12 protein-coding genes are annotated in these 15,741 nt (G+C 65.5%); 4 read left to right on the top strand and 8 right to left on the bottom strand.

What is annotated here, in order from left to right:
* The first annotated feature begins 75 nt into the window (after positions 1-75).
* Both AB7245_RS29950 and AB7245_RS29945 read left to right on the top strand, forming a co-directional pair.
* Positions 76-969, top strand: coding sequence for a MipA/OmpV family protein (locus AB7245_RS29950; RefSeq protein ID WP_201266286.1), 894 nt, complete (start codon positions 76-78; stop codon positions 967-969).
* A gap of 6 nt (positions 970-975) precedes the next feature.
* The gene (locus AB7245_RS29945; RefSeq protein WP_085405877.1) at positions 976-1,716 is read left to right on the top strand and encodes a hypothetical protein; all 741 of its coding nucleotides are present in this window, start codon (positions 976-978) and stop codon (positions 1,714-1,716) included.
* Positions 1,717-1,733: 17 nt separating this feature from the next.
* On the opposite strand, the gene garD is transcribed toward AB7245_RS29945, so the two are convergent.
* The 8 genes from garD to AB7245_RS29905 form a co-directional block, all read right to left on the bottom strand.
* On the bottom strand, positions 1,734-3,275 hold the full coding sequence (garD, locus tag AB7245_RS29940) for a galactarate dehydratase (protein WP_439035217.1): 1,542 nt from the start codon (positions 3,273-3,275) through the stop codon (positions 1,734-1,736).
* Between the two features lie 141 nt (positions 3,276-3,416).
* Positions 3,417-4,865, bottom strand: a complete 1,449-nt coding sequence (locus AB7245_RS29935; RefSeq protein WP_085405879.1) for an aldehyde dehydrogenase family protein — start codon at positions 4,863-4,865, stop codon at positions 3,417-3,419.
* 19 nt (positions 4,866-4,884) lie between these two features.
* The gene (gudD, locus tag AB7245_RS29930) at positions 4,885-6,228 is read right to left on the bottom strand and encodes a glucarate dehydratase (RefSeq protein ID WP_085405880.1); all 1,344 of its coding nucleotides are present in this window, start codon (positions 6,226-6,228) and stop codon (positions 4,885-4,887) included.
* 26 nt (positions 6,229-6,254) lie between these two features.
* Entirely contained in the window at positions 6,255-7,199 is a 945-nt protein-coding gene (kdgD, locus tag AB7245_RS29925; RefSeq protein ID WP_038952797.1) for a 5-dehydro-4-deoxyglucarate dehydratase, read from the bottom strand.
* A 131-nt stretch (positions 7,200-7,330) separates the two neighbouring features.
* On the bottom strand, positions 7,331-8,236 hold the full coding sequence (locus tag AB7245_RS29920) for a LysR substrate-binding domain-containing protein (protein WP_063982246.1): 906 nt from the start codon (positions 8,234-8,236) through the stop codon (positions 7,331-7,333).
* A 122-nt stretch (positions 8,237-8,358) separates the two neighbouring features.
* A complete protein-coding gene (locus AB7245_RS29915) occupies positions 8,359-9,714 on the bottom strand; it encodes an MFS transporter (RefSeq protein WP_063982247.1) in 1,356 nt (451 codons plus the stop codon).
* A 317-nt stretch (positions 9,715-10,031) separates the two neighbouring features.
* Positions 10,032-11,981, bottom strand: a complete 1,950-nt coding sequence (locus AB7245_RS29910) for a hypothetical protein (protein ID WP_439035216.1) — start codon at positions 11,979-11,981, stop codon at positions 10,032-10,034.
* A 90-nt stretch (positions 11,982-12,071) separates the two neighbouring features.
* Positions 12,072-13,154: a lysylphosphatidylglycerol synthase transmembrane domain-containing protein gene (locus AB7245_RS29905; RefSeq protein ID WP_063982249.1), complete on the bottom strand. Its 1,083-nt coding sequence runs from the start codon at positions 13,152-13,154 to the stop codon at positions 12,072-12,074.
* A gap of 444 nt (positions 13,155-13,598) precedes the next feature.
* On the opposite strand from AB7245_RS29905, the gene AB7245_RS29900 reads away from it, so the two are divergent.
* Both AB7245_RS29900 and AB7245_RS29895 read left to right on the top strand, forming a co-directional pair.
* Complete coding sequence (locus AB7245_RS29900; protein ID WP_439035215.1) at positions 13,599-14,105, top strand: YciE/YciF ferroxidase family protein; 507 nt, start codon at positions 13,599-13,601, stop codon at positions 14,103-14,105.
* 143 nt (positions 14,106-14,248) lie between these two features.
* Positions 14,249-15,682, top strand: a complete 1,434-nt coding sequence (locus AB7245_RS29895) for an MFS transporter (RefSeq protein WP_085405883.1) — start codon at positions 14,249-14,251, stop codon at positions 15,680-15,682.
* The last annotated feature ends 59 nt before the right edge of the window (positions 15,683-15,741 follow it).

Here is a 15,741-nt window from a genome sequence, read left to right as displayed (position 1 = left end):
TTTGCCGGACCACATGCTGTGGCTCCTAACCACACGAGTCGACCAGGCCAGCAAGGCCGGTCCGGGGCCCTGTAAATGAAGCATTTTGACGAAGCTGCTCTCGATCCTGCGGCGAGAGCGCAGCAGACCTTGCTGACCGCCTTCCTCGCCGCGTTCGGCGCAATCCTGGCAATCCCGCAGTCGGCATCGGCGCAGACGGCGTTCACGTTGCCAGCCCCGCCGTTCGACGTGCCGATGCTGCCGTCACCTTCCGGCAACTGGACCGTCATGGTCGGCATCGGCGGAGAGTACACGCCGGATTTCGTCGGATCGAAGAACGGGAAGCTCATGCCGATCCCGATCTTCTCCATTCGCCGTGCCGGATCGGTCGACCAGTTTCGCGGGCCCCGCGACAGCGCCAGTATCGCGCTGTTCGACGTCGGAAATTTTCGCGCCGGCCCCGCGTTCAAATACGTCGCGTCGCGCAGGAGCGATAAATATGCCGAGCTGACCGGCCTTGGCGACGTCAAGGCCGCATACGAGCTCGGCGGGTTCGTCGAATATTTCCCGGTCGACTGGCTGCGCCTGCGCAGTGAATTGCGCCAGGGCATGGGCGGAAATACCGGCACGGTCGCCGATGTCTCCGCCGACGTCATCGTGCCGCTGATCCAAAGGCTCACGATCTCGGCCGGCCCGCGCTTCACCTGGAAAAGCACCAAGGCGACTGCGCCCTATTTCGGCGTCGACGCCGTGCAGTCCGTGGCGTCCGGGCTGCCGATGTACGATGCCAAAGGCGGTGCGCATTCGGTCGGCTTCGGCGGCCAGATCTCCTATCGCATCAATCCGCAGTGGGAAGTCCATGCCTATGTCGAGTACGAGAAGCTGCTGGGCGACGCCGCAGACAGCCCGCTCGTGAAGCTGCGGGGATCGTCGAACCAGACGACGATCGGCCTCGGTGCGTCCTATTCGTTCGATTTCAGGATTCGATAGGTCACCATGCGCCGCATTGCTTTTCTATGGGTTGGCCTGGCGGTCGCTTGCATCGCCCTCGGCGCGGCCGCCGCGTTCGAGACGCGCGCGACCCGGCTCCAGGCGATCAAGACCGTCGGCATCGTCTCGGCCATCGGCGAGGAGATGAGCCTGACGCAAGCCGGCCTGATCGCGCTCGGCAACGCCGGGCAAAGCCTCTCGATCAGCGCATGGGGGCTGGACGAGCTGATCGTCCACCAGGCGACGAAGCTGCTCGGTGGACGCTTTCGCGTGCAGGCGGTGAGCTACCGACGTGCCGCGTTTGCCGCGATCAGGGATTCGGCGGTTGCGCCAGTCAATCTCCTGCGCAGCGATCCGTTCAAGGAGCTGGTTCGCAGCGATGTCGCGCCGCAGGGGTTGGATGCCTACATCGTCATCACCCGGGCCAGATCGAAGCTCGGCAACGGCCGCAACGTCGAGGGCATCGGGCTCGCCCAATATCGCACGCTGCTTGCGGATTACGGCCTGATCCACGCGCTCTACGAGGTGCGCGTGATCGACGGCAAGTCGTTCAACGTGATCGAGAAGCGGGCAGCCGCGCCGCTCGACAACACCGGCACCATGCGGCTCGCCGGACCCAGCGGGCCGATCGACGCGACGTTCGAGGGGCCGGCTGCGAACGAACGGCTACGCGCGGCGGTCGCGGATCTCATTACGCGCAGTCTGCCGGTCACGCTCGGCGACATGCACCTGATCGACGGTCAGTGAGGCCGGTTGGCCCGGCCTCAGGTCACCGGCGCCGGATTGAACAGCGTGAGGTCGTTGTGGATGCCCCAACGGTCCGACCACGGCTTCGTGCGGCCGCTGGCGACATCGAGGATCAGGCGGAACAGGTCCCAGCCGGTTTCCTCGATGGTCTTCTCGCCGGTGGCGATGCCGCCGGCGTCGAAGTCGATCAAATCCTTCCAGCGGCGCGCGAGCTCGGTGCGGGTCGCAACCTTGATCACGGGCGCAGCCGCAAGACCGTAGGGCGTGCCGCGGCCGGTGGTGAACACCTGCAGCGTCATGCCGGAGGCGAGCTGGAGTGTGCCGCAGATGAAGTCGGACGCGGGCGTTGCCGCGAACAGCATGCCCTTCTGGGTCGCCTTCTCGCCGGGCGAGAGCACGCCGGTGATGGCGGACGAGCCGGACTTGACGATCGAGCCGAGTGACTTTTCGACGATGTTGGCGAGGCCGCCCTTCTTGTTGCCGGGCGTGGTGTTGGCGCTGCGATCGGCGCCGCCGCGGGCGAGATAAGAATCGTACCAGGCCATCTCGCGCACCAGCGCGCGGCCGACGTCCTCGTTGATGGCGCGTCGCGTGAGGAGCTGGATCGCGTCGCGCACTTCGGTCACTTCCGAGAACATCACGGTCGCGCCGGCACGCACCAGCAGGTCCGCGGCGAAGCCGACGGCGGGGTTCGCGGTGACGCCGGAGAAGGCGTCGCTGCCGCCGCATTGCAGGCCGATGACGAGGTCGGCGGCCGGGCAGGTCTCACGGGTGCGGGTGTTGAGGATCTTCAGGCGGGCTTCGGCCTGGGTCATGATCGCATCGACGATGGCGCCAAAGCCGTCGAAGGCTTCGTCCTGCATGCGCACGATGGCATCGCTGACGCCCTCCGGCACCAGTCGCTCGGGCGCGAGCTTTTCGCAGCCGAGGCTGATGACCAGGATCTCGCCGCCGAAATTCGGGTTCTGCGCGATGTTCTGCAGCGTGCGGATCGGAACGACCGCATCGGGGGCATTGATGGCGACGCCGCAGCCATAGGCGTGCGTCAGCGGCACGACGTCGTCGACGTTCTGGTATTTCGGCAGCAGCTCGGCGCGGATGCGCTTCACGGCGTATTCCATCGTGCCCTTGACGCATTGCACGGAGGAGGAGATGCCGAGGATGTTCTTGGTGCCGACCGAGCCGTCGGTGTTGCGAAAGCCTTCGAAGGTGAAGCCTTCGAGCGGCGGCAGCGGCGCGGGGACGGCGGTCGAGATTTCCAGCTTGTCGAGGGCAGGGGCCTCCGGCATGCGGATGCGCGCTTCGTCGACCCATTCGCCGGCCAGGATCGGCGACAACGCGTAGCCGATCACCTCGCCGTAGCGGATAATCGGCTGATCTTGCGCGATATCGACCAGTGCCGTCTTGTGCCCCTGCGGCACGAAGGCGCGCAGCGTCAGCCCGCTGGCGAAGCGGGAGCCGGCGGGAAGCCCGAAATCATTGACCACGATCGCGACATTGTCGCGCTCGTTGAGCTTGATGTAGCGGGGCTGCTCTTTCGCTGCGACGTCCTGGTCCATGGGAGGACTCCGAAAGTGTAGGGTGGGTTAGCGTAGCGTAACCCACCAATGTCTTCATCCGCGGAGGCAGAAGAGGTGGGTTACGCCAGCGGACCGCGCGTTGCGCAGCCGCGGGCTAACCCACCCTACGATCGTGGCCTATCAACCCGGATAGGTATAGGCGGTCTTCACCGTGGTATAGAACTCGCGCGCATAGGAGCCCTGCTCGCGGGCGCCGTAGCTCGAACCCTTCCGGCCGCCGAACGGCACGTGATAGTCGACGCCGGCGGTCGGCAGATTGACCATCACCATGCCGGACTCGCTGTTGCGCTTGTAGTGCGAGGCGTATTTCAGGCTGCTCGTGCAGATGCCCGAGGCGAGGCCGAACTCGGTGTCGTTGGAGATCGCCAGCGCTTCCTCGTAGTTCTTGGCGCGGATGACGGCGGCGACGGGGCCAAAAATCTCCTCACGCGCGATGCGCATATTGTTGTTGGCCTCGGTGAACAGCGCCGGCTGGAGGTAATGGCCGGGCGTCTCGCGCTTGAGCAGCTCGCCGCCGAAGGCGAGCTTTGCGCCTTCGTCCTGGCCGATCTTGATGTAGCGCAGATCCTGGTCGAGCTGGCTCTGGTCGACCACCGGGCCGATATGCACGCCGGCCTTGAGCGCGTCGTCCACCGACAGGCCCTTCAGGCGCTCGGCCACCGCCGCGACGAAGCGATCGTGGATGCCTTCGGTGACGATCAGGCGGGAGGAGGCGGTGCATCGCTGGCCGGTCGAGAAATAGGCGCCGTTGACGGCGACCTCGACGGCGGTCTTCAGGTCGGCATCGTCGAGCACGACCAGCGGATTCTTGCCGCCCATCTCGAGCTGGAACTTCTTCATCGGGTTCGACAGCACGCAGGCCTGCGCGATCTTGCGGCCGGTCTGCACCGAACCGGTGAAGGAGATCGCGGCCACATCCGGATGGTCGAGCAGGGTCTGGCCGACGACGGAGCCGGAGCCGACCACGAGGTTGAACACGCCGGCCGGAATGCCGGAGCGGGTGATGATCTCGGACAGCGCATGTCCCGAGCCCGGCACCAGCTCGGCCGGCTTGAACACCACCGTGTTGCCGTAGCAGAGCGCGGGCGCGATCTTCCAGGCGGGGATCGCGATCGGGAAATTCCAGGGCGTGATCATGCCGACGACGCCGACGGGCTCACGGGTGAGCTCGACGTCGAGGCCGGGACGGACGGAGGCGCCCTTCTCGCCGATCAGGCGCAGCGCTTCGCCGGCGAAGAACGCAAAGATCTGGCCGGCGCGCGCGACCTCGCCGATGCCCTCGGGGAGCGTCTTGCCTTCCTCGCGGGCGAGCAGGCGGCCGAGCTCTTCCTTGCGGGCGAGGATTTCGAGAGAAATCTTGTTCAGCGCGTCATGGCGCACCTGCGGCGTCGACTGCGCCCAGGCGGGGAAGGCGGCCTTGGCTGCCGCGATCGCCTTCTCGGTCTGCGCCTTGTCGGCCTTGGCGTACTCGCCGACGAGATCGTTGGTGTTGGAGGGGTTGATGTTCTTGGTGACGCCGGAGCCGTCGACCCATTCGCCGCCGATGAAGTTCTTCAGGATCGCAGTCATGTAGTCCTCCGAGATTTTCTTAACGCACGAGGCAGGGACGCTTGTCGTCAAAGGTCCAGCCGGGGATCAGGTCCTGCATGGCAGTAGCGTCATCGCGGGCGCCGAGTCCATGCTTCTTGTAAAGCTCATGCGCGGTTTCGATGGCCGGGCGGTCGATTTCGATGCCGAGGCCCGGCCGCTCGGGCACGGCGATCTTGCCGCCCTTGATCTGGAGCGGCTCCTTGGTCAGCGCCTGGCCGTCCTGCCAGATCCAGTGGGTATCGATCGCGGTGACCTTGCCGGGCGCGGCGGCGCCGACATGGGTGAACATCGCGAGCGAAATGTCAAAGTGATTGTTGGAGTGCGAGCCCCAGGTCAGGCCGTTGTCGCGGCAGGTCTGGGCGACGCGCACCGAGCCCTGCATGGTCCAGAAGTGGGGGTCGGCCAGCGGAATGTCCACCGCCCCCAAGCGTAGTGCATGGGAGAGCTGGCGCCAGTCGGTCGCGATCATGTTGGTCGCGGTCGGCAGGCCCGTGGCACGGCGGAACTCGGCCATGATCTCGCGACCCGAGAAGCCGGCTTCGGCGCCGCAGGGATCCTCGGCATAGGCCAGGATGCCGTGCATGCCCTTGCAGAGGCTGATCGCCTCGTCGAGCGACCATGCGCCGTTGGGATCGAGCGTGACGCGTGCGCTGGGGAAGCGCTTTGCGATGGCGGTGACGGCCTCGATCTCCTGCTCGCCGCGGAGCACGCCGCCCTTGAGCTTGAAGTCCGCGAAGCCATAATGGTCGTGGGTGGCTTCCGCGAGCCGCACCACGGTCTCCGGCGTCATCGCCTCCTGGTGGCGCAGGTTGAACCATTCGGGCTTGCCGGTCTCGCCGCTGACGTAGTCAAGCTTGCTCTTGCGCCGGTCGCCGACGAAGAAGAGATAGCCGAGCGTCTCGACGCTCTTGCGCTGCTGGCCTTCGCCGAGCAGTGCGGCGACGGGCAGGTTGAGGTGCTGGCCGAGCAGGTCGAGCAGTGCGGACTCGATCGCCGTGACCGCATGGATCATCACGCGCAGGTCGAACGTCTGCTTGCCGCGGCCGCCGGCATCTCGGTCGGCGAACGCCGTGCGGACGTCGGCAAGGATGTTGTTCATCGCGCCGACGGTCTTGCCGATCACGAGATCGCGGGCATCCTGGAGCGTCTGCCAGATCTTTTGCCCGCCCGGTACCTCGCCGACGCCGGTGTGTCCGGAATTGTCGGTGAGGATGACGATGTTGCGGGTGAAGAACGGCGCGTGCGCGCCGCTCAGATTGAGGAGCATGCTGTCGCGGCCCGCGACCGGGATCACCTGCATCGATGTGACGACCGGTGCGCCGGAGACCTCAGTCTGGGCCATCGCACGCTCCTCCCTGTTGTTGTCTGTTATTCTGCAGCTTGTTGTGACGATCGGATGGCGGGGAGATTCTTCACCAGCGCGGTCAGCTCCGCAACCTCCTGCTCGGTGAGATCGGTCAGCGGCGGGCGGACCGGGCCGGAATCGCGGCCGATCACCTTCATGCCGGCCTTGATGATCGAGACCGCATAGCCCTTCTTGCGGTTGCGGATTGCGATCAGCGGCAGGATGAAGTTCTTCAGGCCGGCATGGATCGTCTCATGGTCGCGCTTGCGCACCGCGGCGTAGAAGTTGGTGGCGAATTCTGGAACGAAGTTGAACACGGCCGAGGAATAGGTCGTCACGCCCATGTCGAGATAGGGCAGCGCGAAGGTTTCCGCGGTCGGCAGGCCGCCGATATAGGTGAGGCGGTCGCCGAGCTTGGTGTAGACGCGGGTCATCAGCTCGATGTCGCCGATGCCGTCCTTGTAGCCGACGAGGTTCGGGCAGCGCTCGGCGAGGCGCGCCAGCGTATCGGGCTGCAGGATGGCGTTGTCGCGGTTGTAGACGATGACGCCGATCTTCACGGCGGCGCACACGGCTTCCACGTGGGCGGCAAGGCCGTCCTGCTCGGAATGGGTCAGATAGGGCGGCAGCAGCAACAGGCCGTCGGCGCCGGCCTTTTCCGCGCCGATCGCGATCTCGCGCGCGGTGGCGGTGCCGTAACCGGTGCCGGCGAGCACGGGCACGCGGCCCTTGGTCTCGTCGACGGCGATCTTGACCACCTGCGGAACCTCGGTCGGCGTCAGCGAGAAGAACTCGCCGGTGCCGCCGGCGGCGAACAGGCCGGCAACGTCATAGCCGCACAGCCAGTCCATGTTGGCGCGGTAGGTCGCCTCATCGAACGAATAGTCCGCCTTGAAGGGCGTGACGGGGAAGGACAGGAGGCCCGATCCGATCTTCTGGGCCATTTCCTGCGGGGTCATCTTGCTCATGGGCGCTGCTCCCTTAATTTGCGTGTTGTGGAGGACGCGGGCCGAAGCCTGCGCGTCCATGCGCCGTTGTTTAGGAGACCGTTCGATGCGCGTCCAAGCCAAAGCCTATATCGACCGATGCGGATTGAGCATCAATCGTCCGCTACCTCCGCGGAGGACAATTCGCCTGCGATTTTGACCAGAGCGGAGAGCAGCGGGTTCTCGTCGTCGCGGCGCCAGACCATGAACAGCTCGACGGGGACGCGGGTGCGCAGCTTCAACGGCCGCAGTCGCACGTCGGAGATCTTCAGGCTCGCAGCCGCGGCCGGCACGATGGCAAGGCCGAGGCCGGCGCGGACCATGGCGAGGATCGAATGGATCTGGCTCAGATGCTGCACATAGCGCGGCAGCACGTCGGCGCGGGTGAACAGCGCCACCAGCAGATCGTGGAAATATCGGCTCTCATAGGGCGAGTACATCACGAAGGGCTGGTCGTCGAAATCCTTGATGGTGATGGTCTCGGCATTCGCCAGCGGATGCTTCTTCGGGATCGCGGCGAGCAGGGGCTCGGCGACGACACGGCGGCTGGCCACTTCGGGGCGCGCGATCGGCGGCCGCAACAGCCCGGCGTCGATCTGGCCGGAGCTGAGCGCCTCGAACTGATCACCGGACACCATCTCCTTCAGCGAGAAATCGACCTCGGGCAGCTTGGCGCGGCAGGCGGCGACGAGCTCCGGGAGGAAGCCGTAGGCGGCAGCCGCCGTGAAGCCGATTTTCAGCGAGCCGGTTTTGCCGAGCGCGATGCGGCGGGCGACTTGCGAGGCGCTTTCCGCAAGCTTCAGGATGCGCCTTGCCTCGGGCAGGAAGCTGCGCCCCGCCGGCGTCAGGCGCACCGAGCGGCTGGTGCGCTCCAGCAGCGGCGCGTCGATGATGTGCTCGAGCACCTGGATCTGCCGCGACAGCGGTGGCTGGGTCATGTTCAGTCGCGCGGCGGCGCGGCCGAAATGCAGTTCTTCGGCCACCGTGACGAAACAGCGGAGCTGGTTGAGGTCGAACATCGATACATGCCTTAGATGGATAAGGCGTTTCCCCGGCACTTCTAGCATCGATCATCCCCAAAACAAAGACGGCGGCTGAGGAGCCGCCGTTGAGTTGCCTGGTCAAGCTCCCGCGGGAGCCCTCAGGAGGAACGTTTGAGCACCACCCGCTCGATCTTGCCGACCACCACGAGATAGGCGAACGCGGCCACCAGCGCATTGGCGCCGACGAACAGCAGTGCGCCGTTGAATGAGCCGGTCGCGGCCAGGATGTAGCCGATCACGATCGGGGTGCTGATCGAGGAGAGGTTGCCGAAGGTGTTGAACAGGCCGCCGGAGACGCCGCCGGCTTCCTTGGGCGAGGTGTCGGAGACGACCGCCCAGCCGAGTGCGCCGATGCCCTTGCCGAAGAAGGCGAGCGCCATGAAGCCGACCACCAGCGCCTGTCCGTCGACATAGTTGCAGGCGATGATCGACATCGACAGCAGCATGCCGCCGACGATCGGGATCTTGCGCGCCATGGTGAGCGAGCCGGTCTTGCGGAGAATGGCGTCGGAGATGACGCCGCCGAGCACGCCGCCGATGAAGCCGCACAGCGCGGGCAGCGTCGCGACGAAGCCGGCTTGCAGGATCGACAGGCCGCGCTCCTTGACGAGGTAGACCGGGAACCATGTCAGGAAGAAATAGGTCAGCGTGTTGATGCAGTACTGGCCGAGATAGACGCCGAGCATCATGCGGTTGGAGAGCAACTGGCGGATGTGATCCCAGCCGGAGCCGGACTCGGGCGCACGCTCCTGCACCAGATCGTTTTTGGGCGCGTCGAGATCGACCAGCGCGCCGCCTTCCTTGATGTAATCGAACTCGGCCTCGTTGATGCCGGGATGCTCCTTCGGGCCGTAGACGGTCTTGATCCAGACCAGGCCCATGATGACGCCGAGCCCACCCATCACGAAGAATACGAAGCGCCAGCCGTAATCATGCGCGATCCAGCCCATTAGCGGCGCGAAGATCACGGTGGCGAAATACTGTCCCGAATTGAAGAAGGCCGATGCGGTGCCGCGCTCATTGCCGGGAAACCAGGCGGCGACGATGCGGGCGTTGGCGGGGAACGAGGGCGCTTCCGCGACGCCGACGAGGAGGCGAAGTGCGAACAGCACGATGATGGCGGCGCCGGCGCTGAGGAAGCCGACCCAGCCCTGCATCATCGTGAACAGCGACCAGACGATGATGCTGAAGGCATAGACGAGGCGCGAGCCGTAGCGGTCGAGCAGCCAGCCGCCCGGCACCTGCGCCGCGACATAGGACCAGCCGAAGGCCGAGAAGATCCAGCCCATGGCGACGGGATCGAGATGCAGCTCTTTCGAGAGTGCGGGGCCCGCGATCGACAGGGTGGCGCGGTCGGCATAGTTCACGGTCGTGACCAGGAACAACATGGTCACGATGAACAGCCTGACGCGAGACCTCCTCACGTCCGCTGCGGACGACACCACTGCGCTCATCACGCGCCTCCTTAGAACTCGAAATGTTTCCTCTCTGCGACTCCTAGAGGCGCGCGCGGCAAAGTGTCCAAGTTCAAGGGAGTATCGATCGATGCCGTTTTTGGATCGATGGAACGGCAGGTGCGGGGAACGATCACGAGGTGACGAGAATGTGCGATCGTGATGCGCGAGGTCGTGCTCCGCACACCACTGTCATTCTCCGCGAAAGCGGGGAATCCAGTACGCCGCAGCCTCTCGATTCAATCACCGCTGTCACGGAGTACTGGATCGCCAGCCTTCGCGGGCGATGACACCGAGTATGTGGGAGCAGTGTCGTGCTATTGCTGCGTGCCCAGCAGCGGCGCCAACAGTCCGCGTGTCACGCCGGGCGGCACGGCATCGAGGCCGAGCACGCTGCTCGCGGCCGGCAGTGCGGCGTCCGCCATCGCGGCGTGGCCTTCCGCGCTTGGATGCACGGCGCCGCCGTAGACGGCGGAGAGCACGCCCCAGGTGGCGTCGTGGATGTCGGTCGGCTGGCTCGCCGCCGGCAGGCCTTGCGGATAGGTCATCGCGGCAAAATAGCTGTCATTGGCATCGCGGATCCAGCGCGCGCGCGGCAGGTAGGCGCGATACTCCGAGGCGCCGCGGCCGCACAGCATCGGCTGGCTCGCCGCGCTCACGATATCGGGATTGAAGCTCTGGCCGTTCTCGGCGAAACACGTGCGGTCGAATTCGGGATCGTTGCCCGCATGGGCGCAGAAGCCGTGATCGGCGAACACCGCCTGGTGCGAGTCCACGAAGGTCATGCGGTCGGTTTCGGGATCGCGGCACAGCGCCCCGCGCGTGCAGGTGGCGAGGCTCTTCAGCTGCGGCAGGAATTCGGTGTCGACGAAGGTCGAGACGCGGGCCAGGCGCTGCGGATCGGCGTTGAAGGACGGATGGATGTCGAACCCGGCGCGGCCGCCGCGGCAGGGCACGCCGCCATCGGCGAGCGCGGGATTGGCGTAGGAGACATAGACCACGTGCGAGAGGTCGCCGCTGACGAGCGGCTTCAGCGCCTCGCGCAGCTTGGCGAAATTCTGCGGCAGCTCGCGCGCCAGTGCATCGCGGGAATCGTCGACGCTCGCCATTACGCCGGAGCGGCGGAACAGCGCGCGCTCGGTCGCGGTGTCGACGATGACGTCGGCGACGAGGCCGGAGAAATAGACGTCGTTGGCGCCGACCGAGAGCAGCACGAGATCGAGCGTGCGGTCCGGCTGGCGCTTTTTCGCCGCGGTGAGCGCCTCACGCAGCTCGGCGACCTGGGCGTTCACGCTGGTGTTGCAGACGCCGGTCTTGCCGGGCGGGCATTCGCGGGCGCGCTGCGAGCCCAGCAGACCGTCGCCGATGCTGGCGCCGGTGCAGGCGAGTGGCAGAAAGGTCACCGCGATGTGGGTGTAGCGCACCGCGAGCGCGAGAGCCGTGCGGGCCTGGTAGCTGTAGAGCGAGCGGTGGCAGGGCGAGTTGAACCAGAGCGCGCCGTAATGCTGCCAGTTGGCGAGCGTGTCGGGTGCTTCGCAGGCGCGGCCACCTTTATAGCCGGCACGGCTCGGCCGGTAGTATTGCGCACCGGCGGTACCGAGATAGGAGCGGAAGCAGAAGCCCTCGTCCGACAGCGCCAGCGGCCGGTCCGGGTTGCCTTCGCCGGAGGCGATGCTGTCGCCGAGCCCGGCGACGAAGATGTCGCGGACCTGGATCTCGGCCTGGACGCGCTGGGTCGGATCGGAGCCGGAGGAGACGTCGACGCTCGCGACCGTCTGCTTGCCGTAGCGGACCCGCAGGTTGATCGGCTCGGCGCAATCGAAAGCCGAGGTCTGCGGCCCGTCGCCGTCGTCGAACGACCAGGCGCAGGTGGCGCCGACCGGCACTGCGCCGGTCAGGCGCACGGTCACCGGATGATCGGTCGGGGTGAGGTAATTCTCTTTGACGTTGTCGCGGGTGCAGGGCTGGTTGACCCGGCCCTGGAGGTCGATGCAGAGCCGGTTGACCATGTTGCGGGCCCAGCCGCGGCCCTCGCTCTGGAGCTCCAGCGACTGCTCGGCGGCGAGGATGCTGCGGTTACGCGCGTTCTCGACATGGAGCTGGAAGTCGCGCTCCTCGCGGAACAGGCGGAAGCGGTTGCGCACCTCCCAGGATATTTGCATCGCACCGGCGCCCTGCGCGGCGGCGCGCTCGAGCGGCAAAGACGTCAGAATCCCGGCAAGCAGCAGGAGGCCTGCGGGAAGGGTACGAAAGGAAAAAGGGATCATGGCCCGCGTGTTCAACGGCAAAGTTGAGGCGGAAATAAGAGAGCATTGCTGCGCCGCCCGCAACCTCTGTCTGACGGTCGCCCGCCCGCCTTACCGCTTGCTGGCCTGTCGCAACGACCGCTCGCGTTCCATCGCTGCTACCTGCTTGGGCAGGTTGCCTTGCGCGCAGGCCTCGGCCAGCCGCCGCCGCTCCTGCCAGGGCTCCACCACGTTCATCCAGAGCTCGCGCGCGCCCATGATGGAGATGGCGAGGCCGAACGGGATCACGAAATAGAGGATGCGGAAGACCAGCAGGGTCGCCAGAAGCTGCTCGCGGCCGAATTCGGGCAGCGCGACCAGCATGGCGACATCGAACACGCCGATCGAGCCGGGCGCGTGGCTGGCAAAGCCGATCAGCGTCGCCAGGATGAACACCACCGCCAGCGACATGAAGTCGATCGACGGATTGGCCGGCATCAGCAGGTACATCGCCGTCGCGCAGAAGCCGAGATCGACCACGCCGATCAGGATCTGGACCAGCGTCAGCGGCGCCGAGGGCAGCACCACCTTCCAGCCCTTCTGGCCGAGCTCGCGGCGCTTCTCGCCCATGCAGAGCCAGACCAGATAGGCGCCAATCGAGGCGAGGCCGCCGAGCCCGATCAGCCGGTTGATCGACGACGGCAGTTGATCCATCGATGAGGCGGCATCCGGATGGATGACCATGCCGATCGAGAGCACGAAGATGTTACCGAGCCAGAAGGTCAGGCCTGACAGGAAGCAGATCTTCGCGACGTCGATCGCGTTCAGCCCGTAGTCCGAATAGATCCGGAAGCGGATCGCGCCGCCGGTAAAAACGGTGGCGCCGATGTTGTGGCCGATCGAATAGGACGTGAAGCTGGAGAGTGCTGCGATGCGATAGGGCACATGCTTCTTGCCGATCGTTCGCAGTGCAAAATAGTCGTAGAAGGTCAGCGTACAGAACGCGAAGACGACGCAGATCGCCGCCAGCCCGATATTCCCGCGGGGAATCTCGGTCAACGCGGTCAGGATGACGCCGGTATCGATGTCCTTGAGGGTGCGCGCAAGCGTGGTGATCGCGAAGGCGATGATGAAGACGCTCGCGGCAACACCGAGCCGTCGCCAGCCGATCCATCTCTTGAAGCCGCGCTTCAGCGCGGGCAGCAGTCCGTGCATTCATCCTCCCGGCCGGGGGCAAGACCGATCGGCCAGACATTGACCGGTCGGGCGCGATCACTGCCCGAAATGGGCTTCGACCGCTAGGCATGTTGTAGCTCATTTAAGGCAAAAACAGCGACTTGTGCAGCCCTTGACAACGATAGGTTCTGCGTTCGACCGATAGGTTCTGCGGTGGACCGCCGCTTTTGTCATATGTGGTTCATATCGGGCGCGCGTTAAGCATATGAGTCGGGGCACCTGCCCGGAACGCGCGTCCGCATCTTGACATGATTTCGTGTCCGCCCGCAGTCGGCATTGTTCCAGCGCAAGCGATGCGAGCTTTTTTGGAACGTCGGTACCGTGCGCTGGTTAGCGCTCCATCAGCAATCGAACATGGCGGAATAATCGGCTTTTCGTGCGAGCCGACGCCTCCGTGTTCCCGAAACCGAGAGGATCGGAACGATGGGACTGTTCACAAAAGATATCAAAACCATGAACGACCTGTTCATGCACCAGCTTCAGGACATCTATTATGCCGAGCAGCAGCTCACCAAGGCGCTGCCGAAAATGGCAGATAAGGCCACCGATCCGCAGTTGAAGCAGGGCTTTTTGACGCACCTCGAAGAAACCAAGCAGCACGTCAAGCGGCTCGAGGAAGTATTCAAGATGCACGGCACGCAGGTGAAGGCGGTCGACTGCCCGGCCATCGACGGCATCATCGAGGAAGCCGACGAGACCGCCGGTGAAGTCGCCGACAAGGCGGTGCTGGACGCCGCCCTGATCAACGCGGCCCAGGCCGCGGAGCATTACGAGATCGTCCGCTACGGCAGCCTGATCGCCTGGGCCAAACAGCTCGGCCGCAACGACTGCGCCACCGTGCTCGCCAAGACGCTGGAAGAAGAGAAGGCGACCGACAGGAAGCTGACCGCGCTCGCCGAGAGCAAGGTGAACCTGCGCGCGGCGAGCTAGGACCGGGCGTAGCTACGAAAAAGGCGTCGCGCGGTCATCCGCGCGGCGTTCGCATTTGACGCATCCATAATACGATCATTGTCGAAGCATGAATGCGGGCTGGAAGCGTATGTTTCGCATGGGGCTGCAACCGAGGTGGCAGCATGCGAGCCAGCACCATCAAATATGAACCCCTCGACAACGGAGCCGGCGCGCAGCGTGCCGGCTCGCGCCTTGCGACCTCCCTCACGCTTGCCGCGATGAGCCTCGGCTATGGCGTGGTGCAACTCGACGTCACCATCGTCAACACCGCGCTCGACGCGATGGGTAAAACGCTCGGCGGCGGCGTCGCTGAGCTGCAATGGGTGGTCAGCGCCTACACCATCGCCTTTGCCGCCTTCATTCTGACCGCAGGTGCACTCGGCGACCGCATCGGCGCCAAGCGCATCTTCATGGCGGGGTTCGCAATCTTCACCGCGGCCTCGCTCGCCTGCGCGCTGTCGCCCAACGCCATCGTGCTGATCGCAGCACGGCTGGTCCAGGGGCTGGCGGCGGCGATCCTGGTGCCGAATTCCCTGGCGCTGCTCAATCATGCCTATGCGGACGACCGCGAGCGTGGCCGTGCCGTGGCGGTCTGGGCCGCCGGAGCGAGCCTGGCGCTGACTGCCGGTCCCTTCGTCGGCGGCGCGCTGATCACGCTGGTTGGCTGGCGCGCGATCTTCCTGGTTAACCTGCCGATCGGTCTTGCCGGCTTGTGGCTGAGCTGGCGCTACGCCAGCGAGACCACGCGGTCGCGCTCGCGCGAGATCGATCTGCCGGGACAGCTCGCCGCGATCGGTGCGTTGGGCGCGCTCGCCGGCGCGATCATCGAAGCTGGCGCGTTCGGCTGGAGCCATCCAGCCGTGATCGCAGCATTCGTTGCCTCAGCCGCATTCGCGGTGCTCTTCGTCTGGCGCGAGAGCCGCACCGTGCAGCCGATGCTGCCGCTGTCGCTGTTCAGTCACCGGCTGTTTACCCTGACCACGATCGTCGGCCTCCTCGTCAACATCGCGATCTACGGCCTGATCTTCGTGCTGAGCCTGTATTTCCAGAGGATCAACGGGCTGTCGGCCTGGTGGACCGGGCTTGCCTTCGTGCCGATGATGGGCGCGGTGTTGCCGCTCAACCTGCTGGCGCCGCGTCTGGCCGAGCGCATCGGCTCGTGCCCGACCATCGTGGTCGGCGCCTGTATCTCGGCGCTCGGCTGTCTCGGGCTGCTCTGGACCGAAGCCGGGACCAGCTACTGGGCGATCTTTGCGCAGATGATCGCGATCAGCGGCGGACTTGGCCTGCTGGTGCCGCCGCTGACCTCCACCTTGCTCGGCAGCATCGACAAGGCGCGCTCCGGCATCGCCGCCGGCGTCCTGAACGCGACGCGGCAGACCGGCAGCGTGCTCGGCGTCGCGCTGTTCGGCTCGCTGGTGGCCTCGGACAGTGCATTCATGACGGGCCTTCACCAGTCGCTAATCATATCGGCGGCCGTCCTGCTGCTCACCGCCGCCGTGATCGGCCTCGGCGCAAATGCACCTGACGCAAGGGCGCAAGGGCGCTCAATGTGAGCGATCCCACACATTCTATGTTCACCATTCCCGAAACCGGCACATAGCCGGTTACCGAC

The sequence above is a fragment of the Bradyrhizobium sp. 604_D8_N2_3 genome (genome assembly GCF_051810765.1).
GTDB lineage: Bacteria > Pseudomonadota > Alphaproteobacteria > Rhizobiales > Xanthobacteraceae > Bradyrhizobium > Bradyrhizobium barranii.
This window is presented reverse-complemented; position numbering and strand designations above follow the sequence as displayed.

What these genes read in the sequence shown, in the direction of transcription:
- AB7245_RS29895 (WP_085405883.1), top strand. Translation starts at nt 14,249, where the DNA reads ATGCGAGCCAGCACCATCAAATATGAACCCCTCGACAACGGAGCCGGC.
- AB7245_RS29910 (WP_439035216.1), bottom strand. Translation starts at nt 11,981, where the DNA reads ATGATCCCTTTTTCCTTTCGTACCCTTCCCGCAGGCCTCCTGCTGCTT.
- AB7245_RS29950 (WP_201266286.1), top strand. Translation starts at nt 76, where the DNA reads ATGAAGCATTTTGACGAAGCTGCTCTCGATCCTGCGGCGAGAGCGCAG.
- AB7245_RS29920 (WP_063982246.1), bottom strand. Translation starts at nt 8,236, where the DNA reads ATGTTCGACCTCAACCAGCTCCGCTGTTTCGTCACGGTGGCCGAAGAA.
- kdgD (WP_038952797.1), bottom strand. Translation starts at nt 7,199, where the DNA reads ATGAGCAAGATGACCCCGCAGGAAATGGCCCAGAAGATCGGATCGGGC.
- AB7245_RS29900 (WP_439035215.1), top strand. Translation starts at nt 13,599, where the DNA reads ATGGGACTGTTCACAAAAGATATCAAAACCATGAACGACCTGTTCATG.
- garD (WP_439035217.1), bottom strand. Translation starts at nt 3,275, where the DNA reads ATGGACCAGGACGTCGCAGCGAAAGAGCAGCCCCGCTACATCAAGCTC.
- AB7245_RS29945 (WP_085405877.1), top strand. Translation starts at nt 976, where the DNA reads ATGCGCCGCATTGCTTTTCTATGGGTTGGCCTGGCGGTCGCTTGCATC.
- AB7245_RS29935 (WP_085405879.1), bottom strand. Translation starts at nt 4,865, where the DNA reads ATGACTGCGATCCTGAAGAACTTCATCGGCGGCGAATGGGTCGACGGC.
- AB7245_RS29915 (WP_063982247.1), bottom strand. Translation starts at nt 9,714, where the DNA reads ATGAGCGCAGTGGTGTCGTCCGCAGCGGACGTGAGGAGGTCTCGCGTC.
- AB7245_RS29905 (WP_063982249.1), bottom strand. Translation starts at nt 13,154, where the DNA reads ATGCACGGACTGCTGCCCGCGCTGAAGCGCGGCTTCAAGAGATGGATC.
- gudD (WP_085405880.1), bottom strand. Translation starts at nt 6,228, where the DNA reads ATGGCCCAGACTGAGGTCTCCGGCGCACCGGTCGTCACATCGATGCAG.